Origin of the sequence: Nitrobacter sp. Nb-311A, from assembly GCF_000152905.1 — a bacterium.
In the GTDB taxonomy this organism is placed as follows: Bacteria; Pseudomonadota; Alphaproteobacteria; order Rhizobiales; family Xanthobacteraceae; genus Nitrobacter.
In genome coordinates, this window is record NZ_CH672417.1 from 368,959 (window position 1) to 390,220 (window position 21,262).

Here is a 21,262-nt window from a genome sequence, read left to right on the forward strand (position 1 = left end):
ATCGGATTTCACGGCTCTATGGACAGCCGCGGCAGTGCCTTGCGCAGTGTCCTGCCTCAGCACCCGATCGCCCGACCCCATAGGGACGCTCAATGACAGAGTCACCGCGATCCCAGCGAGAAATCCTGCGGATGTCTGAAGCATCATCGTATCGCCTCTTTTTCCTCAAGCCGGAACGACCATTGCGATCGCGCGGATCTCAACCGCTAGCAACAACGCCGCTTGGGGGACATTGTTTCACTGTCGATTTAGGAAAGCGGCGGGAATGAAACGCTGGGAGCGTTTTCGAACGAAATGGAGTCCGGTCGCGTCAGATCAAAATCCGAGAACTCCGGTTCTGAGTCCAGAAGCGGAAAGGCGGTCGGCACTCCCTGTTGCCTTCACCGCCGTCCCCTATCGCGCGACCGGCGATGGAGAATTTTGGCGGCGACGAGCCGGCGGCCCCCTTCTCGCGATGACTATGAAGCAGCAGCCCGAGGCTCTCGGTTGCGCGAATTCCGCTGGAAGAACAGCGCCTGACTGGCTACTGCCGAAACCATGGCGGGTTGGAACGGTTTGGAGATCAGGAACGCCGGCTCGGGCCGCTCCCCGGTCAGAAAACGCTCCGGATAGGCTGTTATGAAGACGACGGGCACCTCGACGACGCGCAAAAGTTCATTGACAGCGTCCAACCCGGAACTGCCGTCAGCGAGCTGAATATCGGCCAGAATGAGGCCCGGCTCCCTGGTCTTGGCGAGCGCGATCGCATCGGCATGGGTCCGCGCAACACCAATCACACGGTGTCCAAGGCCCTTGACGAGACTTTCCAGATCCATCGCGATGAACGTCTCATCCTCGGTGATGAGGACGTCCGTTGCGATTTCCGCCGCCATCTCGCGGCCGGCGATACCGCTCAGCCTGCGCACTTCAGCGACGTCGACCTCGAGAACAAAAGCGGCCTCCTCCTCCGAAAAACCTTCCAGCGACAGCAGCAGGAACGCCTGTCGCGGAAGCGGCGTGATATTGGTCAACCGGCGTTCTGTCGGCGCCAGGGTCGGCACCTCGTCGGCGCCTCCGTTGATCGAGACCGAATTCCAGATTCGGGTGAACAGCCGAAACAGACCCGTCCGCGGCCCATGCCGCTCGTCAAGCAGCGTTGGATCCTGAAGCAGCGCCTCCAGCATGGCACCGACATAGGCGTCGCCCGACGCCTGGCTTCCCGTCAGGGCGCGGGCATAACGGCGCAAAAGCGGCAAATGCTCGGCAACGACCTGTGATCGAAACATTCCCATCTATCCTTTTTCGAAATAGCTCATGCCCGGCCCCGTCGGCGCAGCACTGCAAGCGGCGCATCCCGCCAACCCGGACTATCTACGCCCACGCCTGACAAAAGTTCCCGACCGCCGGAACTTTCACATCGGTGTTGAATTAGGTTGCATAAGAGTTCCGTGAAAGCGGCACGAAATGCAGAAACTTCCAGTAACTTCAATACCTTGAAACTCGGGCGCGACGTCATGAAAGATTCAAAGCCATCACCCGCCAAAGGCGGCCTCAACGCCGAGATTCAATCAAGGATCGGGCATCAGCTTCGCGCCATGTATGATGACGTTGTGAGGCAGGGTATCCCCGACCGGTTTGCCGAATTAATTCGAAAGCTGGATGCATCAGAGCCAGAGAAACCACAAATAACCCCAAGGGGCGATCTTGAGGGCGATCTTGATGCAAAAAATGAGGGGAGGGATTAAATGCCTCTCACAGATTCACTCCGTGAGGAGATCCTGGCATCAGTGCCGAACCTGCGCGCTTTTGCGATTTCCTTGAGCGGAAATGGCGATAGAGCCGACGATCTCGTGCAGGAAACCCTGCTCCGCGCGCTTGCCAATATCGATTCGTTTCAGCCGGGATCGAATCTTCCGGCATGGCTGTTCACGATCCTTCGCAACCTTTTCCGCTCGGACTACCGCAAGCGGCGGCGGGAGGTCGAGGATTCAGATGGCAACTATGCGAAAACGCTGAAATCGCAGCCGAGCCAGAATGCTCACCTGGAGTTCGAGGAGTTCCGGGCGGCGCTCGACAAACTGCCACAAGATCAGCGGGAGGCTTTGATCCTCGTGGGCGCTTCCGGATTTTCCTACGAGGACGCGGCCAAGATCTGCGGATGCGCAGTCGGCACCATCAAGAGTCGCGTCAACCGCGCACGATCGAAGCTCAGCGCCCTGCTTTATGTCGAGGGCTCGGAGGATTTTGGTCCGGACGACACTGTCAGGGCCGTGATCGGCAACGGCCGATAGTTCGACATCAAGGGATACGCGGCTTCCATAGCCGAGGCCGATAGCGGCGGTGGCTCGTCCGCAGGGTGTCGAAGCTCGAACCGGTTTCGGGATAGAACTGGAGTTGCACGTTGAGTAAGCCTGCTGAGCTCAGGGCTTAAGGGGCTTCGATATCTGCATGGTGCGATCTCTCTCGGTCAAATCCACGACGGTCTCCATGGGAGCGGCGAGTTCATAGACATAGCTTACCTCGGTAAAATACCGCTTGGAGATGCCGCCCAGCGCCTCCGGCGCGACCCGGTCCAGCAGGATGATGCCGAAATCGCTATCTTCGCGTCGTGTCGCGGCACTGGTATTGAATTCTTCCCACCGGAAACGAAACAGCGCCTCGTCGTCCTCACCGTCGACTTCCCAATGCACCACAATATGCGGATGCTTGCCGACCAGCGACAGTCCCTCGTCGGAATGCGACGCCAATTCGAAGAACAGCAATGAGAGACTCTGAGCCGCCCGCGCGCTGACGGTGATATCAGGACCGTGGATCGCGATGCGGTCGACATGAGGGATGGCGCGGGCCTCGAACAGTCCTCTCAGTTTGACGCCCTGCCACTGGCTTTCGCTGAGCAGCGAAACCACATTTGACATGGCGTGGATCCGGCCGATCAGCAATTCGCGGGCGACTTCGATGTCGGAGCCGTGCCGTAGCGTCCGCGTGACGATCGACTGAATCACGGCGAGAATGTTCTTCACACGGTGATTGAGTTCATCGATCACGGCGGTCAACCGTCGCTCAAACCCGATCCGGACCTGAATCTCGCGGCTCAACCTCAAGTTATTGTAGGCGACATAACCGAACAGACCGCAAATGATACTGGTCAGCGCCAGACCTATCGCGGCTACCACTGCGGCCAGCTTTTGCGCGCGACGCATGGCATTTGTTTTCGGGTAATAGCCTAGTGACCAGTCTCGGCCACCGAAGGTCACCGTACGCGACACCAGTGGACCGGGATCAGCCGCCCGCCTGAGACGCGAAGTAACCTTGCCGCGGTCGTCGGCGATCAATTCAGAGGCCGGATTACGCGGATTTTTCAGAACGACGGAAAACAGCGACAGTTCGTCGTTGGTCAGCATCAACGACGCAAGCTCATAGGAAAACGTAATAAAGCCGGCGACGGTTTCGCTTTCCCCCTGAAAAACCGGCGTCGCGATAACGAGTCCTATCGGACCGTCCCGCACCATCAGATTGAGCGGATCCGACACAGCGGACGTCTTGGTCTGCATTGCCCGCGCGAACATCGGACCCAAGATCGGATGCTGGTCGAGCGAGCGCCCGGGAAAGGCGGAGGTTTGTGGATTTTGCGGTTCGACATCCATCACCACGTCGATCGGTTTGTCGAGCGACGCCAGATCGCGCGGGGTATCGTCAAAATTCCGGATCTGGGAGTTTGGAAATTTAGCCGCCGCCAGGACATCATGAGCCTGTGAAAAATCGCTGGGTTCAAGACGCGCAACCCAGGCGGCAACAACGAAATCGGTCTCAAAGGCATAGATGGAGGCACGCAACGGATGGAGCATGTTGGCTTGCACCGCGGACGGCGACCGAAAAAGCCTGGAGGCGACCCGCGCCAAAAGCTCTCGTTGGGTGAGACGCTCCTGCACCAGACTGGCGTGGACGTCGATCGCGCGCGATAGCGCGATATGGTCGATTGCCAGTTCCTGATCGTGAGCCCGCCACGCCGCAAAACCGGAAAGCAAAATCCCGATGACAGCGACAAAGCCAATGACAAAACCCAGCCGAACCACGCGCCCTACCCGGAGATGAGGAAAATAAAACCACTCGCAATATTGGCCGGCCAGACCATGTACAGCAGCCGCCCCCGCCCTGACGATGCATCACTTCAATCGTGCCGCGCCAGCATGGTTCCGTCCCCCGGAGTAAAAGGCGGGGGTGATCGTTAACGGAGTCCGGCCAACCGAGTCTTTGATTTACCCATGATGAAAGCTCGGCTGGCCCCCTATGCGCCGCCTGGACCGCGAAACGCAGGACTCAGTCATCGATCTCGTCGATCTCGTCAACCCTGCCCAAGCCGTGCCGGAGCGCAACAGGATCAAGGCAGCAGCCGCTTACCATCGTGCCCCGTGACCGTTATCGTCCGCACGGTGCCGGGCATGTCTCCCGCGATCGCGACCGGTAGAAAGTGCTCGGTGCGACCCTGGATGACGTTTTCGATCAGCACCCGGCGCGTTGCGCCGACCTCCCCCGCCAGCCGCCGCCGCAACGCGGCACCCGCTGCCGCCCGCAACTGCCCGGCGCGATCCCTGATCACTTCAGCCGCGACCGGCGGCATCCGTGCCGCCGGCGTACCCGGCCGCAATGAGTACGGAAACACATGCAGGAAAGTGAGATCACATTCGGCAACGAGATCCAGCGACCGCGCGAACATGTCATCGGTCTCGGTCGGAAAGCCGGCGATGATGTCGGCGCCGAGGGCGACGTCCGGCCTCAGCCGCCGCACCTGCGCACAGAACTCGATGGCCTCCCGGCGCGAATGCCGCCGCTTCATCCGTTTCAAGATGATGTCGTCTCCGGATTGCAACGACAGATGCAAATGCGGCATCAACCGCTCCTCGTTCGCGACCGCATCCAGCAAATCGCGATCCGCCTCGATCGAATCGATCGACGAAATTCGAAGCCGCGTCATCTCCGGGACCCGCTGCAAGATCTGTTTGACCAGTCCGCCCAGTCGCGGCCGGCCCGGAAGATCGGCGCCATAGCTTGTGAGGTCGACACCGGTCAGCACGACCTCGACGTGACCCGCCTCGACGAGCGCGCGAACCTGATCGACGATCACGTTCATCGGCGCCGAGCGGGAATTGCCGCGTCCGAAGGGAATGATACAGAAGGTGCAGCGATGATCGCAGCCATTCTGCACCTGCACGAAAGCGCGCGGTAGTCCGCCTCGAAAGCCATCGACGAGATGCGGCGCCATCTCGGTCACCGCCATGATATCGGTCACCGCAATTTTCTTCTCGGCCGGGATTGCCACATCAGACCCAGCAAACGCGGCCCGCGCGGCGCGCCACGCATCACCCCGCATCTTGTCATCGTTGCCGATCACGCGGTCGACCTCGGCCATCTGCGCGAACATCGCCGGCTCGATCTGCGCGGCGCACCCGGTGACGACAATGCGCGCCGAAGGCCGCTCGCGTCTTAGGCGGCGGATCGATTGACGTGTTTGCGCCACTGCCTCGTTGGTCACGGCGCAACTGTTGATGATGACGATCTCGTCAAGGCCGGCCGCTTCCGCATTGCGACGGATGACTTCGGATTCAAAGGCATTGAGCCGGCAGCCGAAGGTGACGACGTCGACCGGCATCAGGCCACCGAGGCGAACAGCGCCGGATCGAAGGTGCCTTCGTATTCGAATACGGCCGGACCGGTCATCAGCACATGATCGTCGCGTTCGCGCCACTCGATGGTCAGGTCGCCGCCGGGAAGCATCATATGAACGATGCGCGCGGCCCGCTTGAGTCGCGCCGCCGCGACCGCCGTCCCACAGGCCGCCGAGCCGCAAGCCTTGGTCAGGCCCACGCCGCGCTCCCAAGTCCTCATCGCGATGTGATCGCGGTCGACGATATGGGCCAGCGTGATGTTGGCGCGCTCTGGAAAAATCGGATGATTTTCCAGCAGCGGCCCGAAACGCTCAAGGTCATGAGCATTCACGTCGTCAACCCAGAAGATCGCGTGGGGATTGCCCATGCTGACCACGGACGGCGAATGCAACACAGGGGCGTCGATCGGCCCGACCTGGAGTTCGATATAGCGGGTATCGCGGAATTCCTCGGCGAGCGGAATATCCCTCCAGCCGAATTTTGGCGGTCCCATATCGACGGTGTAGAGACCAGGCGCGGAGTTTCGCCAGCAGTTCAGAAGCCCGGCGCGCGTCTCGAAAGTCAGCGCGTCCTTACCTGAAGCCTCGAATATCTGGCGCGCCACGCAGCGCATGCCGTTGCCGCATGCATTGGCCTCGGAGCCATCCTTATTGTAGATGCGAACCAAGGCTTCGGTGCCAGGCGTCCGCGGGGGCTGCAGAACCATCAACTGATCATAAGGAACGCCCGCCGGCGATGCGACGGCACGCGCCTCTTCCGCCGTGACCGAGGCAGGGCTGTCACGAAGATCGACAACGACGATCTCGTTGCCGATGCCATTCATCTTGCTGAAAGCATGATTTGCGAGCGCGCCCATCGGTTTCCAGTTTCCGGCGTCCGTTTCCGGCATCCGCCTTCCGCGACCTTATATGGCGAATGCGCGCCGGTTGACCAGTGTCACGCAAATCCTTGTCGGCGCCCCACACCCGCCACGATGCGGCATGACATATGTCTCATGACATACTCCGTCGCGAGTCGGATATCAGAGCAGCTTGTCAGGCCTCGCATAATTCCGCCGCAAGGGCGGCCAAGGGTCGGGTCTTGCGGATATCGGTCAGCGCGAGACGTCGGCCAGCACCAGGGAGACCCCTTCAATGAACCGCCCCCGCCTTTTTCGCCACCTCGCGATCGCAATGATCCCGGTGGCCTTGTCCCTGGGGCCTTCCGCCGTACTTGCCCAGACCCCGCCCGCGACGCCTCCCGGCGCGACGGCGCCCGAATCCCCGGCCCCGCCGCCAGCACCGACCCCGCCCGGAAGCACGGCACCGGCAACCCCCGTCCCGCCCCCTGCTGAAGTGCAGACGCCGAAAGACCCGACAGCCGAAGCCCCGAAGCCGCCGGCTACCGCACCCATGCAGACGGCGGACCCCTTCGGCGAGGAAACCACGCTGACGCCGAAGATGGTCCTGACGTTGCGAAACACCGCCACTTGGGAAAACGCGTTCGAGACGCTGATTGATTCGTTCAAGTCGCTGGCCGCCGTTCTCGACAAACAGGGGGTCAAGCCCGCCGGCAATATGATGATCGTCTATACTTCAACTGACGATAACGGCTTTTCGTTTCTGGCGGAAACCCCCGTCGACCGGGAGATCAAGAACCTGCCCAAGAACATGAGCATGGGTAAATCACCCGAAGGCAAGGCGCTGAAGTTCGTGCATCGCGGCTCTTATGACAACATGGACAACACCTATGAGGCGATCACGAACACCCTGGACGACCGGAAACTTGAAGCCAAGGATACCTTCATCGAGGAATATACGACCGATCCACTGAAGACTGAGGAAGACAATCTGGTCATCGATGTCTACGTTCCGCTGAAATGAGAACCGCCATGCAGAATCGAATAACGCTCGCCATCGCCGTTGCGACCGTCGCCGCCTTGATCTCGCGGCCGGCGCAAGCCGATGCGCCGCCGCCGACGATCTCGGTAACCGGCGAGGCCACGATTTCAGCGCCGCCCGATCTGGCTGAGATCGAAGCGGGGGTCACGACCGACGCCAAGACGGCGCGCGAAGCGTCCGAAGCCAACAATGCCGCCATGAGCAAGGTGCTGGCCGCGCTGAAAAGCGCCGGCATCGCCGAAAAGGACTATCAGACCTCGCGGCTGTCGCTGCAACCGCAATACACCAATCAAAATCGCTCGGGCCCCAGCGTCCTCTCCGGCTATCGCGCCACCAACCGCATCACCGTCAAACTGCGTGACATAGCCAAGATGGCCGGCGTGATCGATGCGGTCACTGCGGCCGGCGCCAACGACATCGGCGGCATCAATTTCACGGTTTCGAACGCATCGAAGCTGCTCGACCACGCGCGCGCCGAGGCGATCGCCGACGCCCGGCGCAAGGCGGAGATCTATGCCAAGGCCGCGGGTGTGTCGCTCGGCGCGCCGGTCAGCATTGCGGAGCATGGCAGCGCGGTGCCGGTATTGTACCGCCGTGCCGCGGCGCCGATGGCCGCGGAGGCCGCCATCGCGCCCGGCGAGGAGACGCTTCGCGTGACGGTCGGCGTCTCCTGGGAGATCAAGGGAACGCCATGAGACGCGGCCCGCTGATCAGCTTGACTCGGGCAGGCGGGTACCTGTAAATCCGCCTGAATTCTCGAAAAGATGTTCTTTTCGACCCGCCGACCGGCCGCAGGGGCCGGAGGTCAACGCCCGACAGCGCTGTGCGCCCTCGGGCGCAAATGTGTTTTGGAACGAGCTTTGACGGTCGAATGACCGGCTAGGCACTGAGGTGCCCCCTCACCCGGACGGCTACGCCGTCCGACCTCTCCCCGCCGGGGAGAGGTAAAGAAAAGGAAGCGGCATGTTCGACAATCTGTCGGAACGGCTTGGCGGCATTCTCGATCGGCTGACGCGGCGCGGCGCGCTGACGGAAGCCGATGTCGATGCCGCCATGCGCGAGGTGCGCCGGGCGCTGCTGGAGGCCGACGTCTCGCTCGACGTGGTGCGCAGCTTTACCGACAAGGTCCGCGAACAGGCGATCGGCGCGACCGTCGTCAAATCGGTGACGCCGGGCCAGATGGTGGTGAAGATCGTTCATGACGAACTGATCGCCACGCTCGGTTCTGACGGCCAGACCATCGATCTCAACGCCGTTCCGCCGATCACCATCATGATGGTCGGCCTGCAAGGCTCGGGCAAGACCACCACGACCGCGAAACTGGCGCGGCGACTGACCGAGCGGGACAAACGCAAAGTGCTGATGGCTTCGCTCGACATCTATCGTCCGGCGGCGATGGAGCAGCTCGCGGTGCTTGGACGCGACCTGGACATCAAGACGCTGCCGATCGTGGTGGGGCAGAAGCCGGAGCAGATCGCTCGCCGCGCTCTGGAGGCCGGCAAGCTCGGCGGCTACGACGTGGTGCTGCTCGACACGGCCGGCCGCACCACGCTCGATGAAGAGATGATGTCTGAGGCGGCGAACATCAAAACCGCCGCCCATCCGCATGAAGTGCTTCTGGTCGCGGATTCGCTCACCGGCCAGGACGCGGTCAATCTCGCGCGATCGTTCGATGAACGCGTCGGCCTCACCGGCATCGTGCTGACCCGCGTCGACGGCGACGGGCGCGGCGGCGCCGCGCTATCGATGCGTCAGGTCACCGGCAAGCCGATCAAGCTGATCGGTACCGGCGAAAAGACCGACGCGCTGGAGGATTTCCATCCTTCCCGTATCGCCGGCCGCATCCTCGGCATGGGCGACGTGGTCTCGCTGGTCGAAAAAGCCTCCGCCAATATCGATGCCGAAAAGGCAGCGCGCACCACCGAGCGGATGCGCAAGGGCCAGTTCGACCTCAACGACATGCGCGAGCAGTTGCTGCAGATGTCCAAAATGGGCGGCATCTCCGGCCTGATGGGCATGATGCCCGGCGTCTCCAAGATGAAGAACCAGATGGCCGCGGCCGGCCTCGACGACAGGATCATCAAGCGTCAGGTCGCCGTGATCGACTCCATGACTCGGCAGGAGCGCAAGCACCCCGAAATCCTCAAGGCCAGCCGCAAGCGGCGCATCGCCGCCGGCGCCGGCCAGAAGGTCGAGGAGATCAACAAGCTCCTCAAGATGCATCGCGGCATGGCCGACATGATGAAGATGATGGGAGGCGGTAAGCGCGGTCCCCTCGCCGGCATCGCGCAAGCCATGGGTTTCGGCGCCGGCATGCCGAGCCCTGAACAGATGAAGGCGCTCGCGGACAAAATGCCGAAAGGCGCCGACGGCCTGCCGCAATTGCCGAAAGACCTGCCGGCCGGATTGCGCGGCGGCCTGCCGAATCTTCCCGGCCTCACCGGACTGACCGGCAAGCCGCCGCTGCCCGGTCTCGGCTTCCCCCGGAAGAAAAAATGAGACGAACAGCTTCACACATTTCGCCGCTGCTTTAGCGGCACAACGAATTCACCAGACAGACCTCATTCACCAGACAGACCTCAAAAGGAGAACTTTATGCCCGTCGTGATCCGCCTTGCCCGTGCCGGCACCAAGAAGCGGCCGGTCTATCATGTCGTCGCCGCCGATTCCCGCTATCCGCGCGACGGCCGTTTCATCGAGCGGCTCGGCCACTTTAATCCGCTGATGCCGAAGGACAATGCCGACCGGCTCAAGCTCGACCTCGACAAAGTCAAGGCCTGGCTCGCCAAGGGCGCGCAACCGTCGGACCGCGTCGCGCGTTTTCTCGATGCCGCCGGCGTCAAGAAGCGCACACCGCGTAACAACCCCGTGAAGGCCGTGCCGCGCAAGGAGCGCAAGGCGCAGGCCGAAGCCGCCGCGAAGGCGTAAGCTGAAGAACGCGTGTGGCTCCACGGAAACCATTCGATGGTTCGCGGGAGTCACCCTCTCCCCTTGCGGGAGAGGGTGCCCGAGCGGAGCGAGGGCGGGTGAGGAGCAAGACGCCGTCGATGATGCCCCCTCACCCGGTTCACGCCGTCGTTGACGGCGTTCACCACCCTCTCCCACAAGGGGAGAAGGAAAGACGGGTCTGCGTCGCCCGGATCGGCGCCGCGCACGGCCTGCGCGGCGAGGTAAGACTGTGGACGTTCACCGAAGACCCGATGTCGGTGATGCGGTACGGCCCGCTCACGACAAGGGATGGCGCGCGGCAGCTTGAGGTGGCGCACGCGCGCGCCGCCAAGGACCACCTCGTCGCAACGTTCACGGGCGTGACCACGCGCGAGGAGGCCGAGCGGCTCAACGGCACCGAACTCTATGTCGCGCGAGACAAGCTGCCCAAGACGGACGACGACGAATTTTACCACGCCGACCTGATCGGTCTTGCCGCCGTTGATGCCGCCGGCACGACGCTCGGAACCGTCGCCGCCATTCATAATTTCGGCGCCGGTGACATCATCGAGATCGCGCCTGCGCAGGGTCCAACCCTGCTGCTGCCGTTCACTGATGCCGTGGTGCCGACCGTGGACATCGCCGGCGGACGCGTGGTGATTGAAATTCCCGGCGAAATCGGCGGCGATAAGCCGGATTTCGACTGACAGAGCCACGTGCGATACCTTCGTCATGCTGCCTTGTCCCGGCCATGACAATTCCTGAGTTACCGGCTTGGTGTCCCCTCGAATGACCTGGCGCGCGACCGTCCTGACCCTGTTCCCGGAGATGTTCCCCGGCCCGCTCGGCGTCAGCCTCGCCGGAAGGGCGCTGGCCGCCGGCCTTTGGGTACTCGAAACTCGGGATATCCGCGACTCGGCCACCGACCGCCACCGCAGCGTCGATGATACCCCGGCCGGCGGCGGCCCGGGCATGGTGCTGCGCGCGGACGTGCTGGCCAGGGCCATCGACGCCGCGAACACCTCGCCGGAGACACCGCGCCTTCTGATGAGTCCGCGTGGTCGGCCATTGACCCAGTCACGGGTGGCGGAACTCACCACGGGGCCCGGCCCGCTGATCGTCTGCGGGCGTTTTGAGGGGGTGGACCAGCGGGTCATCGATGCGCGGGGGCTCGAAGAGGTCTCGATCGGAGATTATGTGCTGTCAGGGGGTGAAATCGCGGCGATGGCGCTGATCGACGCCTGCGTCCGGCTTCTGCCGGGGGTGATGGGCAAGACGGAATCCGGCGAGGATGAGAGTTTTTCGCACGGGCTCCTCGAATATCCCCAATACACGCGTCCGCAGGAATTCGAGGGCCGGCCGATCCCCGACATCCTCCTGTCCGGCGACCACGCCAAGGTGGCGGCCTGGCACAAGGCCGAGGCGGAAGCCTTGACGAAAGCCCGCCGTCCAGACCTCTGGGCAGCCAGGACCAGGCAAAATCCGCCAAAAAGCAAGACAGACGGGTGACAACGCGACGGCTTTGCCGTATAGGAAGCCCAAATTCGCGCAGCGAGCATTTTCAGGCAAAGTGGAATCCGGTTTGCCGCTGGAAAATACTCTAACTTATTGTGTTGCGCGTATTCTTTTCGCAGAACCGGCATCCACTTTTGCGGAATGCGCGCCACTGGACAGATGAATTCCGCGCAGCCCCCACATACGGCCGGGCGCGCCGCCGATGGAGATTGCAATGAACATCATTCAGCAGCTCGAAAAAGAGCAGTTCGACAAGCTGTCGGCGACCAAGACCATCCCCGAGTTCGGCCCCGGCGACACCGTGATCGTCAACGTCAAGGTGGTGGAAGGCGAGCGGACCCGCGTGCAGGCCTATGAAGGCGTCTGCATCGGCCGCTCCGGCGGCGGGCTCAACGAGAGCTTCACGGTCCGCAAGATTTCCTACGGCGAGGGCGTCGAGCGCGTGTTTCCCCTGCTCTCCCCGATGATCGATTCGATCAAGGTGGTGCGCCGCGGCAAGGTGCGCCGCGCCAAGCTTTACTATCTGCGCAAATTGCGCGGCAAGTCGGCGCGCATCGTCGAAAAGCAGGACAAGCAGGAGAGGCCGGACAAGAAGGCCGCGACGAACTGAACGCAAGCCGCCCCGGCTTCCCGAAATTTTCGAAAGCGCGGCGACGACCGCGCTTTTTTGTTGCGGCGATCAAGACTATCTATCCGGAAGGCCGCCGGTCGTTTGATTGTCGCGGCGGATGCCGCCATGGTAAAAGACGCAATGGTTACGGATCAGATCAGCAGCGACATCGGCCGGTTCCCAGCCCGCATCGTGATCGACGATCGCAGCCGTTTGCCGGGGCGCTTCTTCGGACGGTTCGCGACCTCGGCGGCCTGACGCTGCACCCTCACGTCAGCGATTGTGCTGCGTGCGGTTTGCGCGCCCCGCTTCAAGAATTCCAACAGGTTCATGTCCATGTCCAAACCGACAACCCTGTATGACAAGATCTGGAATGATCATCTGGTGCATGAGGCCGAAGACGGCACCTGCCTGCTCTACATCGACCGTCACCTCGTTCACGAGGTGACGTCGCCTCAGGCGTTCGAGGGTTTGCGCGTCGCCGGACGCAAGGTCCATGCGCCCGAGAAAACGCTCGCCGTGGTCGATCACAACGTACCGACCACCGATCGCTCAAAGCCCAATCCCGATCCGGAGAGCGCCGAGCAGATCGCTGCGCTGGCGCAGAACGCCCGGGATTTCGGCATCGAATACTACAACGAGTTCGACAAGCGACAGGGCATCGTTCACGTCATCGGCCCCGAGCAGGGCTTCACCCTACCCGGCACCACCATCGTCTGCGGGGACAGTCACACCTCAACCCATGGCGCGTTCGGGGCGCTGGCGCACGGCATCGGCACATCCGAGGTCGAGCATGTGCTGGCGACCCAGACGCTGATCCAGAAAAAAGCGAAGAACATGCGCGCCGTCGTCAACGGCAAGCTGCCGGATGGCGTCACCGCCAAGGACATCATCCTCGCCATCATTGGAGAAATAGGCACCGCAGGCGGCACCGGCTACGTGCTGGAATACGCCGGCGAAGCGATCCGCGCGCTATCGATGGAAGGTCGCATGACGGTGTGCAACATGTCGATCGAGGGCGGCGCGCGCGCCGGCCTTATAGCGCCGGACGAGACGGCGTACGAATTCCTGAAAGGCCGGCCGAAAGCGCCGAAGGGCGCCGGTTGGGATGCGGCCATGCGGTACTGGGAAAATCTGCGCAGCGATGAAGGCGCGCACTTCGATCACGAGATCCGGCTCGACGCCGCCATGCTGCCGCCGATCGTGACCTGGGGAACCAGTCCTGAAGACGTGATCGCCGTGACCGGCAAGGTGCCGGATCCCGCCGACATCGAGGATGAGGCCAAGCGGCTGTCGAAGGAGCGCGCGCTGCATTACATGGGCCTGAGCCCCGGTACGAAAATCACCGACATCAAGCTCGACCGCGTCTTCATCGGCTCCTGCACCAACGGTCGCATTGAAGACTTGCGCGCCGCCGCGAAGATCGCGGATGGCCGGACGGTCAACGGCAACGTCAATGCCATGGTCGTGCCCGGTTCAGGGCTGGTGAAGGAACAGGCGGAGGCGGAAGGCATCGACAAGATCTTCATCAAGGCCGGATTCGAATGGCGAGAACCCGGCTGCTCGATGTGCCTTGCGATGAATCCTGACAAGCTGAAGCCGGATGAGCGCTGTGCTTCCACCTCGAATCGCAATTTCGAGGGTCGGCAAGGCTTCAAGGGCCGCACGCATCTTGTGTCGCCATCGATGGCGGCGGCAGCCGCGATCGCAGGGCATTTCGTCGATATACGCGAATGGCCTTGAACCTTCTTTCGCTTGAAAGCGTTTTCAAGCGAAGCATGATGGCCTTGCACTCGACACCGCAATGAAGCACAACACAGCCATGTGATCGAGGCGCGCCGCGTCGCTTTCTGCCGAACGGGGTTTTCGCAGTGCCCGGACTATCCGTGCACGCTTGTCCGGCAGGGCGGAGCTTCCGATCCGTTTCCGCTCGATCGTCGATCGAACAAGCTGTCAGCAAGGGTGCGACGGCGATCCGGCTTGCCTCGACTGCCGGGTTGGTCGCCGACGGACCGTCAGTCAAGATGCCGGATGAAAACAGCCAAAACCAAAGCGCCCCCTCGCAAGCCGGCTGAAATGCCGCGCTCGACCGCCAATACCAAGGCATCGGCAAAGAAGACGCCCACGAGGACGCCTGCAAAGCTGGCGTCCGCAAAAGGCAAGGTCGCGAGGCCGGAGGTCGTGAAGGGTAACAGCAAGGCCGCTCCAGGCGCGGCTGAAAAGCCGATCGCGACCGTGCCGCGGGATGCCCTTACCTTGCCGCGAAAACCGGCCCGCACAATCACCACGCCGATTCCGGCACCCATGGCTGTGCCGCCGACGCCTGCCGCTACGACGACCAAACCGATATCCAGTCCTGCCCCGCGCGCCGACGTGCCGCCGGAAGCCGGCTTTACGCTACAGGTCGACGGGCATTTCAAGAACCAGTTCGAGACGCTCGACCAGGCGAAGCAGGCCGCGACCGACTTGAAGTCGCGTTTTCCGATCCTGCGCATCGAAATCTACGATGCGGCGAAAAAAGCGCGACTACCGATCTGATCGGCATTGGCCCCAATTATGACCTCACCAGGACGGATCGAGACCGTAGCCGAAGCCGAACGGAAAGAACGGAGCCCGTCCTGCCGGTACGTAGTAATCTGGCCGTCCATAGTAAGATTGATAGGGACCACGCACGTACACGCGCGCGCGATGACGCCTGAGGCGATATCCGCGATGCGGGCGATGGGCATGCCGCGCCGCAACGACCTCGGTGAGCGTCATCGGCTGCGTGGCGACAGCACCGAAGCGCGGGGCAGCCTGCGCGCTTTTAACTAATGGCATGCCACAAGATACAAGAATTGCAGCAGCGAAACTCACGCCCGGATATCTTTTCATGGCGATTGCTCCGTGGATCGACGTGCACTGTCATTATGACACGTTTCTCGAAAGATCCGCCACGCTTCAAAGAAGGCAGGCCCGCACAGCGAGCCTGCTCGACATGGCGGGAACCGGCTTCGCCGAACTCCCGACCTGGATCATCAACGCCAGTGACGATGATGGTGGTGGCGATGATGATGACGATTCCAGTTGTGGCGGTGGTGACGATGGTTATGCCAATGGCGGCGGTGATGATGGTGATGCCGCCAATGACGGTTGTGGTGATGTCCCCACTGTACGTTGGTCGTCAGCTTACCTGCGTCGCTCTGCCCGGCGACGATCCCCGGAACGACCGGAGTCGCCGCCTGCGCGTGCTGCGCGGGAGTCGCGACAATCAGAAGCGCGCCGAGAGCGGCCAATCCTAGAATTTTCTTCAAGAGCATATAGACCTCCTTGGGTGGGACAAGTAACCGCGACATCAGGCAGATAAATCCATCGCCGCCGTGACGCGCGAGCGAGACACCAGTGACAAGGCTATGAGCCGGGAAGTGAATGCGACGTGAATGCGCCTGCAATGGACCTGCGGCAATATGCTTTATATGTGCGGATAGCGTTACCGAACTGCCGCGATTCCCCATCAAACCGCGCCTGAATTGAACAGTTAACCGTGACGCCAGTAGCAGTTCATCCGCGGAACGATCACCGTCCCGCTCGGCCGAAATTCCTGCACATAATGCGCGGTGCAGTCGCGTACCGCGTCGGCGCCCGGATTATAGCTCGGATAGACCCCACGCTCGTCCTCGCGATAGATTCGCACGCGCGGTCGCCGCTTGCGAGTCTGTGCCGACACATCAAACGGAGCGGCGCGATCCATGTTTCTCACAGTGGTTTGCGCCTGGGCGCTGTACATAAAAAGCAACGTTCCCGGCACCAGCAGCAAGAGCAGCATCGCAGCTCCCGTCGCAAGCCCCCCCGCTGTCATCCTGACGTCCATGGCTGCGCCCCGATTATCTCTGTCCACCATGGACGGTCTCCGATTGCCGCGCCCGCGTCAACCGCAACACCGCCCCGGTTTGCGAAAAACAGGTGCGGCGACCACGAAACGCGGGCTAGACAAACGCCATGTGGATCTCCGCCAAGGCCCCCTCGCTGACTGACATGGAAACCATGGCGCGCGAGGCTTTTGCCCGCCTGCCCGAGAATTTCCGGCGCCTGTGCGCAGGTCTCATCATCCGTGTCGAAGATTTCCCGACCGACGAGGTGCTGGACGAGATGAAAGCCGACAGCGAATATGATCTGCTGGGACTATTCCAGGGCACGGGCCTGCCGTTCCAGAGCCAGGATGACGTTGCCAGGCTACCCAATCTGATCTGGCTTTACCGCCGTCCCATCATCGACTACTGGGCCGAGCATGACGAAGAACTGGGCCATATCATCACCCATGTGCTGATTCATGAAATCGGCCATCACTTCGGGCTCTCCGATGCCGAGATGGAGGCGATCGAGGCGCAGGCGGCAGATTAGGCTCACAGGATTGCGCCTTGGATTGAGGCCGGGACCGGGTTAGAGTGCCAGGGTATTAGGATTCCTGCCATGGACAAGTTCACAACGCTGGAAGGCGTCGCTGCGCCGCTGAAGATCATCAATGTCGATACCGACATGATCATTCCGAAGCAGTACCTGAAGACCATCAAGCGCACCGGCCTCGGCAAGGGACTTTTTTCGGAGCAGCGCTATAGGGAAGACGGCTCGGAGAATCCGGATTTCGTTCTCAACAAGCCGGCCTATCGCAATGCCGAAATCCTTGTCGCCGGCGACAATTTCGGCTGCGGCTCCTCGCGCGAGCACGCCCCATGGGCATTGCTCGACTTCGGCATCCGCTGCGTGATCTCCACCTCGTTCGGCGATATCTTCTATAACAACTGCTTCAAGAACGGGATCCTGCCGATCCGCGTGTCGCAAGCTGACCTCGACAAGCTGTTCGACGACGCCGAACGCGGCGCCAACGCGACGTTGACCATCGATCTCGCAAATCAGGAAATCCGGGGACCCGACGGCGGCACTTTGAAGTTCGAGATTGACCCGTTCCGCAAGCATTGCCTGTTGAACGGCCTCGATGACATCGGACTGACGATGGAAAAGAAGCCGGCGATCGAGGCTTACGAAGAAAAGGCCAAGCGCGAACGCGCCTGGGCCTGACCCGCTTCCGCCGGCAGTCCTATAGCGTCTTCGAGCAAATAGGATACCGGTTCGCGCGACGGAAACGCATCAAATCAAAAAGCCAGAGTCCCTCACCGTTTCCGCGAAGCGGTGAAGGACTCCAGAAATCAGGCGGCTTTCTGCTTGGCGCTGATCAGCTTGCGGTTAATCAGGCACTCGGCGATCTGCACTGCGTTCAACGCCGCGCCCTTGCGCAGGTTGTCGGACACGACCCACATCGACAGGCCGTTCTCCACCGTCGCGTCCTCGCGGATACGGCTGATATAGGTGGCGTCTTCACCCGCCGATTCGTACGGCGTGACGTAGCCGCCCGGCTCGTGCTTGTCGATGACGAGACAACCCGGCGCGTTGCGCAGGATGCTGCGCGCCTCATCCGGCGTGATCGGCTTTTCGAACTCGATGCTGACAGCTTCCGAATGGCCGATGAACACCGGCACGCGCACGCAGGTCGCGGTCAGCCTGATTTTGGGATCAAGAATCTTCTTGGTCTCCGCCATCATCTTCCATTCTTCCTTGGTGTAGCCGTCCTCCATGAACACGTCGATCTCGGGGATGACGTTGAAGGCGATGCGCTTTGGAAACTTTTTGTTGACCAGTTCGCTCGCGGTATAGACAGACTTGGTCTGCGCGAACAACTCGTCCATCCCCTCCTTGCCCGCTCCGGACACCGACTGATAGGTCGCGACCACGACCCGCTTGATGACGGCCTTGTCGTGCAGCGGCTTCAGCGCCACGACGAGCTGCGCGGTCGAGCAGTTCGGATTGGCGATAATGTTCTTCTTGGCGAAACCGGTCACCGCGTCCGCGTTGACCTCGGGCACGATCAACGGCACGTCGGGATCCATCCGCCAGGTTGAGGAGTTGTCGATCACGACCGCGCCGGCCGCTCCGATCTTCGGCGACCATTCTTTCGACACAGCGCCGCCGGCCGACATCAGGCAAATATCGGTGTCGCTGAAATCGTGGTTTTCCAGCGCTTTGACTTTCAGGGTTTTATCGCCGTAGGAAACTTCGGTGCCGACGCTGCGGCGCGAGGCCAGCGCAACCACCTCGTCCGCGGGGAATTTCCGCTCGTCCAGAATGTTGAGCATTTCACGCCCGACATTGCCGGTCGCTCCGACCAGCGCGACTTTGTAACCCATCGTTCACTCTCCGAAGAAAATCGCTTCCCTCATCGCCCCGGCGCGAAACAAGAGAAGACGCTGCGCTTCTAGAGCATGATCCCGAAAAGTGGAAACCGGTTTTCGGAAAAGATCATGCTCAAACAAAAAGATAAGCGACGAGTCTGATTCAACGCAGTTGAAACAGACTCTAAGCGAGAAACGCCTTTAAGACAACGCCGGCCACGGTTCCCAGGGGACCGATTCAACCGGCGCCACCTGACAAAATCCGTCCGGCCAGCGCGGCTTCGCCGCCCGGGCGTACGGGTTCTTGCTCACCAATCACAGAACGCAGATTGCGGCCGACGAACAGGTATGAATACACGCCCTGACGGGATAGATAATTCATTGAAAACAGTATCTTAAACTCATATCGCCGCGTGGCGACCGCTTCAGACCGCAGCTTCTCAAGGACGGCCTCCTAGCCGCTGAACTTAGCGTTTGCAGGCGAGAAGTGGACACTGGGTGGCAGGAAGTAAACACTCAGATCAAATCTCGGGGTCCCCACCTCTGACTCCACAGAAGCGGTAAAGACTCTGGACCGGAGCGCCGGATCCCAAGCAACATTTCGTCGTCCTCGGCATTATTCTCGCAATGTGTGGCCCGATTGGGCTTGTGGCGTGAGCCAACTGGGCGGTAAAAAGGCAATCACTCGGATTCATTGAGGACGTGATGACCTTGAAATTCTCCAGCGCGACCGGGGCTGCGAAAACCATCGCGCTGTTGCTTGCGGCGGCCGCCCTCGTCGGTTTCAGCGCCACCGACGCGAGCGCCCGGCCCAGGCACGATCGCAACGGTGCTTATGGTCCGAGCGGCCCCAACGTGTCGTACCAGTCCGGCCCCCGCACGCGTGTCTACATCACCAGACGGTCCTGGCTGGATGCCGGCACCGAGGTGTTGCCGGGCGAGCGCAAGTACACCGACTATGCCTTTCCGCCTTCCGTCGGCTATCCCTCATTCGCCCGCGAGAACCTGAACCGGCCGATCGACCGGCAGCCGCTCAGTTCGCCGGCCGATCTCGGCGGCCGATACCCGACTGGATTCCCGCTCTACTGATCGCTTCCCTCGCAGACCACCGCCCGGGCATTCGCCCCACCCAGGAAGTCCTGCTGGAGGATTGTCTCCAGCTTGCGTTCAGGCGTGCAGCGCCTGAAGCTCCTTCACAACCGCTTCACCCATCTGCGACGTGCTGACCACGGTCGCGCCCGTGGACTTCAAATCAGCGGTGCGCAGGCCCTTCGCCAGCACGGCGGCGATCGCGGCGTCGAGCTTGTCCGCCAGCTCCCCCCTGTCGAAGGAATAACGCAGCGCCATCCCGAACGAGGCCAGCATTGCAATTGGATTTGCCGCGCCCTGGCCTGCGATATCGGGCGCGGAGCCATGCACCGGCTCATAGAGCGCGCGGCGCTTGTTGGTTTTCGGATCGATGTCACCGAGCGAAGCCGACGGCAGCATGCCGAGCGAGCCGGTCAGCATCGCTGCGATGTCCGATAGCATATCGCCGAACAGATTATCGGTCACGATCACATCGAACTGCTTCGGCCAGCGCACGAGCTGCATGCCACCGGAATCCGCAAGCTGATGCTGCAGCGCGACGTCCTTGTACTCGCGCTGATGCAGCTGCGTCACGACCTCGTGCCAGAGCACACCCGATTTCATGACGTTGCGCTTTTCCATCGAGGTCAGCTTATTGCGGCGCTTGCGCGCAAGATCGAAGGCAACGCGCGCGATACGTTCGATTTCATAGGTGTCGTAGACTTGCGTATCGACGGCGCGCTTCTGGCCATTGCCGAGATCGGTGATGGTCTTCGGTTCGCCGAAATAGACCCCGCCGGTCAGCTCGCGCACGATCATGATGTCGAGACCCTCGACCACCTCCGGCTTTAGACTGGAGGATTCCGCGAGCGCCGGATAGCAGATCGCCGGACGCAGGTTGGCGTAAAGCGCGAGATCCTTGCGCAGCCGCAACAGGCCCGCTTCCGGCCGCACCTCGTATGGCACCGAATCCCACTTCGGGCCGCCGACAGCGCCGAACAATACGGCATCGGCGGCAAGCGCCTTCGCCATGGTGGCGTCGGTGATGCCGACCTTGTCGGCATCATAGGACGCGCCGCCCACCAATCCTTTCTCGGTCTCGAACTTGGCGATACCCTGCGTGTCGAGCCAGCCGATCAGCCGCTTCACCTCCGCCATCACCTCGGGGCCAATGCCGTCGCCGGGCAGGAGAAGCAGCTTGTACGTCGCCATCACAAAACCCTCGAAACCCTCGTCATGGCCGGGAAAGCGAACGCGTGCTTCCTCCGACGCCCGGTCCATCCTCCCGCCTGAAGGCAATGAAGGCCGCCCGCGCAATGCCTATGACATCGCATGTTGCCGATTGCTATAGCGTTTTCAAGCGAAGTGGACGCCGGTTCGCGTGAAGAAAAGCGTCAAATCAAAATCATAGAGCCC

General features: G+C 61.7%; 25 protein-coding genes. 15 read left to right on the forward strand and 10 right to left on the reverse strand.

Going from position 1 to position 21,262, the window contains the following annotated elements; genetic code table 11:
• Positions 1-458: 458 nt before the first annotated feature.
• Positions 459-1,265 carry a response regulator gene (locus tag NB311A_RS13005; RefSeq protein WP_009799047.1) on the reverse strand — a complete coding sequence of 269 codons (807 nt, stop codon included), beginning with the start codon at positions 1,263-1,265 and terminating at the stop codon, positions 459-461.
• A 228-nt stretch (positions 1,266-1,493) separates the two neighbouring features.
• Here NB311A_RS13005 and NB311A_RS13010 point away from each other — a divergent pair, with 228 nt between their 5' ends.
• Positions 1,494-1,724, forward strand: coding sequence for a NepR family anti-sigma factor (locus tag NB311A_RS13010; RefSeq protein WP_009799048.1), 231 nt, complete (start codon positions 1,494-1,496; stop codon positions 1,722-1,724).
• Positions 1,725-2,270 carry a sigma-70 family RNA polymerase sigma factor gene (locus tag NB311A_RS13015; RefSeq protein ID WP_009799049.1) on the forward strand — a complete coding sequence of 182 codons (546 nt, stop codon included), beginning with the start codon at positions 1,725-1,727 and terminating at the stop codon, positions 2,268-2,270.
• A gap of 129 nt (positions 2,271-2,399) precedes the next feature.
• On the opposite strand, the gene NB311A_RS13020 is transcribed toward NB311A_RS13015, so the two are convergent.
• From NB311A_RS13020 to dapF, 3 genes are all read right to left on the reverse strand, one after another.
• Positions 2,400-4,052 (reverse strand): HWE histidine kinase domain-containing protein, encoded by a 1,653-nt coding sequence (locus NB311A_RS13020; protein ID WP_009799050.1) that lies wholly within the window; start codon positions 4,050-4,052, stop codon positions 2,400-2,402.
• Between the two features lie 305 nt (positions 4,053-4,357).
• Positions 4,358-5,626 (reverse strand): tRNA (N(6)-L-threonylcarbamoyladenosine(37)-C(2))-methylthiotransferase MtaB, encoded by a 1,269-nt coding sequence (gene mtaB / locus NB311A_RS13025; protein WP_009799051.1) that lies wholly within the window; start codon positions 5,624-5,626, stop codon positions 4,358-4,360.
• Positions 5,626-6,498 (reverse strand): diaminopimelate epimerase, encoded by an 873-nt coding sequence (gene dapF, locus NB311A_RS13030; RefSeq protein ID WP_040675230.1) that lies wholly within the window; start codon positions 6,496-6,498, stop codon positions 5,626-5,628. Before dapF ends, mtaB begins: the two co-directional genes overlap by 1 nt.
• 277 nt (positions 6,499-6,775) lie before the next feature.
• Between dapF and NB311A_RS20625 the strand changes: the two genes are divergently transcribed.
• The 7 genes from NB311A_RS20625 (at position 6,776) to rplS (ending at position 12,575) form a co-directional block, all read left to right on the forward strand.
• Positions 6,776-7,504, forward strand: coding sequence for a GyrI-like domain-containing protein (locus NB311A_RS20625; protein ID WP_083780453.1), 729 nt, complete (start codon positions 6,776-6,778; stop codon positions 7,502-7,504).
• Positions 7,501-8,217 carry an SIMPL domain-containing protein gene (locus NB311A_RS13045; RefSeq protein ID WP_009799055.1) on the forward strand — a complete coding sequence of 239 codons (717 nt, stop codon included), beginning with the start codon at positions 7,501-7,503 and terminating at the stop codon, positions 8,215-8,217. Before NB311A_RS20625 ends, NB311A_RS13045 begins: the two co-directional genes overlap by 4 nt.
• 268 nt (positions 8,218-8,485) lie before the next feature.
• The gene (gene ffh / locus NB311A_RS13050; protein ID WP_009799056.1) at positions 8,486-10,021 is read left to right on the forward strand and encodes a signal recognition particle protein; all 1,536 of its coding nucleotides are present in this window, start codon (positions 8,486-8,488) and stop codon (positions 10,019-10,021) included.
• Positions 10,022-10,117: 96 nt separating this feature from the next.
• Positions 10,118-10,450 (forward strand): 30S ribosomal protein S16, encoded by a 333-nt coding sequence (gene rpsP, locus NB311A_RS13055; protein ID WP_009799057.1) that lies wholly within the window; start codon positions 10,118-10,120, stop codon positions 10,448-10,450.
• Between the two features lie 119 nt (positions 10,451-10,569).
• The gene (rimM, locus tag NB311A_RS13060) at positions 10,570-11,157 is read left to right on the forward strand and encodes a ribosome maturation factor RimM (protein WP_245256995.1); all 588 of its coding nucleotides are present in this window, start codon (positions 10,570-10,572) and stop codon (positions 11,155-11,157) included.
• A gap of 82 nt (positions 11,158-11,239) precedes the next feature.
• The gene (gene trmD, locus NB311A_RS13065) at positions 11,240-11,959 is read left to right on the forward strand and encodes a tRNA (guanosine(37)-N1)-methyltransferase TrmD (protein WP_009799059.1); all 720 of its coding nucleotides are present in this window, start codon (positions 11,240-11,242) and stop codon (positions 11,957-11,959) included.
• Positions 11,960-12,179: 220 nt separating this feature from the next.
• Entirely contained in the window at positions 12,180-12,575 is a 396-nt protein-coding gene (rplS, locus tag NB311A_RS13070) for a 50S ribosomal protein L19 (protein ID WP_040675233.1), read from the forward strand.
• A 152-nt stretch (positions 12,576-12,727) separates the two neighbouring features.
• Here the strand turns inward: rplS and NB311A_RS22030 are convergent, their stop codons facing one another.
• Entirely contained in the window at positions 12,728-12,907 is a 180-nt protein-coding gene (locus NB311A_RS22030) for a hypothetical protein (RefSeq protein WP_165475256.1), read from the reverse strand.
• On the opposite strand from NB311A_RS22030, the gene leuC reads away from it, so the two are divergent.
• Both leuC and NB311A_RS13085 read left to right on the forward strand, forming a co-directional pair.
• Positions 12,906-14,318 (forward strand): 3-isopropylmalate dehydratase large subunit, encoded by a 1,413-nt coding sequence (leuC, locus tag NB311A_RS13080; RefSeq protein ID WP_207382377.1) that lies wholly within the window; start codon positions 12,906-12,908, stop codon positions 14,316-14,318. The two genes, NB311A_RS22030 and leuC, sit on opposite strands and share 2 nt — an antisense overlap.
• A 288-nt stretch (positions 14,319-14,606) precedes the next feature.
• Positions 14,607-15,113, forward strand: coding sequence for a hypothetical protein (locus NB311A_RS13085; protein ID WP_009799063.1), 507 nt, complete (start codon positions 14,607-14,609; stop codon positions 15,111-15,113).
• A 24-nt stretch (positions 15,114-15,137) separates the two neighbouring features.
• On the opposite strand, the gene NB311A_RS20630 is transcribed toward NB311A_RS13085, so the two are convergent.
• Positions 15,138-15,449 (reverse strand): hypothetical protein, encoded by a 312-nt coding sequence (locus NB311A_RS20630; protein WP_116394770.1) that lies wholly within the window; start codon positions 15,447-15,449, stop codon positions 15,138-15,140.
• Between the two features lie 152 nt (positions 15,450-15,601).
• Between NB311A_RS20630 and NB311A_RS22035 the strand changes: the two genes are divergently transcribed.
• Complete coding sequence (locus NB311A_RS22035; protein WP_165475258.1) at positions 15,602-15,856, forward strand: hypothetical protein; 255 nt, start codon at positions 15,602-15,604, stop codon at positions 15,854-15,856.
• Positions 15,857-16,092: 236 nt separating this feature from the next.
• On the opposite strand, the gene NB311A_RS13095 is transcribed toward NB311A_RS22035, so the two are convergent.
• Complete coding sequence (locus NB311A_RS13095; protein ID WP_009799066.1) at positions 16,093-16,425, reverse strand: hypothetical protein; 333 nt, start codon at positions 16,423-16,425, stop codon at positions 16,093-16,095.
• 128 nt (positions 16,426-16,553) lie between these two features.
• Between NB311A_RS13095 and NB311A_RS13100 the strand changes: the two genes are divergently transcribed.
• Both NB311A_RS13100 and leuD read left to right on the forward strand, forming a co-directional pair.
• On the forward strand, positions 16,554-16,955 hold the full coding sequence (locus tag NB311A_RS13100; protein ID WP_009799067.1) for a metallopeptidase family protein: 402 nt from the start codon (positions 16,554-16,556) through the stop codon (positions 16,953-16,955).
• Positions 16,956-17,024: 69 nt separating this feature from the next.
• Entirely contained in the window at positions 17,025-17,630 is a 606-nt protein-coding gene (gene leuD / locus NB311A_RS13105) for a 3-isopropylmalate dehydratase small subunit (RefSeq protein ID WP_009799068.1), read from the forward strand.
• A gap of 128 nt (positions 17,631-17,758) precedes the next feature.
• On the opposite strand, the gene NB311A_RS13110 is transcribed toward leuD, so the two are convergent.
• Together NB311A_RS13110 and NB311A_RS22040 are read right to left on the reverse strand one after the other, a co-directional pair.
• Entirely contained in the window at positions 17,759-18,793 is a 1,035-nt protein-coding gene (locus NB311A_RS13110) for an aspartate-semialdehyde dehydrogenase (RefSeq protein WP_009799069.1), read from the reverse strand.
• 223 nt (positions 18,794-19,016) lie between these two features.
• Entirely contained in the window at positions 19,017-19,160 is a 144-nt protein-coding gene (locus NB311A_RS22040; RefSeq protein WP_009799070.1) for a hypothetical protein, read from the reverse strand.
• 323 nt (positions 19,161-19,483) lie between these two features.
• Between NB311A_RS22040 and NB311A_RS13115 the strand changes: the two genes are divergently transcribed.
• Positions 19,484-19,867, forward strand: a complete 384-nt coding sequence (locus tag NB311A_RS13115; RefSeq protein WP_009799071.1) for a hypothetical protein — start codon at positions 19,484-19,486, stop codon at positions 19,865-19,867.
• 78 nt (positions 19,868-19,945) lie between these two features.
• Here the strand turns inward: NB311A_RS13115 and leuB are convergent, their stop codons facing one another.
• Complete coding sequence (gene leuB, locus NB311A_RS13120) at positions 19,946-21,058, reverse strand: 3-isopropylmalate dehydrogenase (RefSeq protein ID WP_009799072.1); 1,113 nt, start codon at positions 21,056-21,058, stop codon at positions 19,946-19,948.
• Between the last annotated feature and the right edge of the window lie 204 nt (positions 21,059-21,262).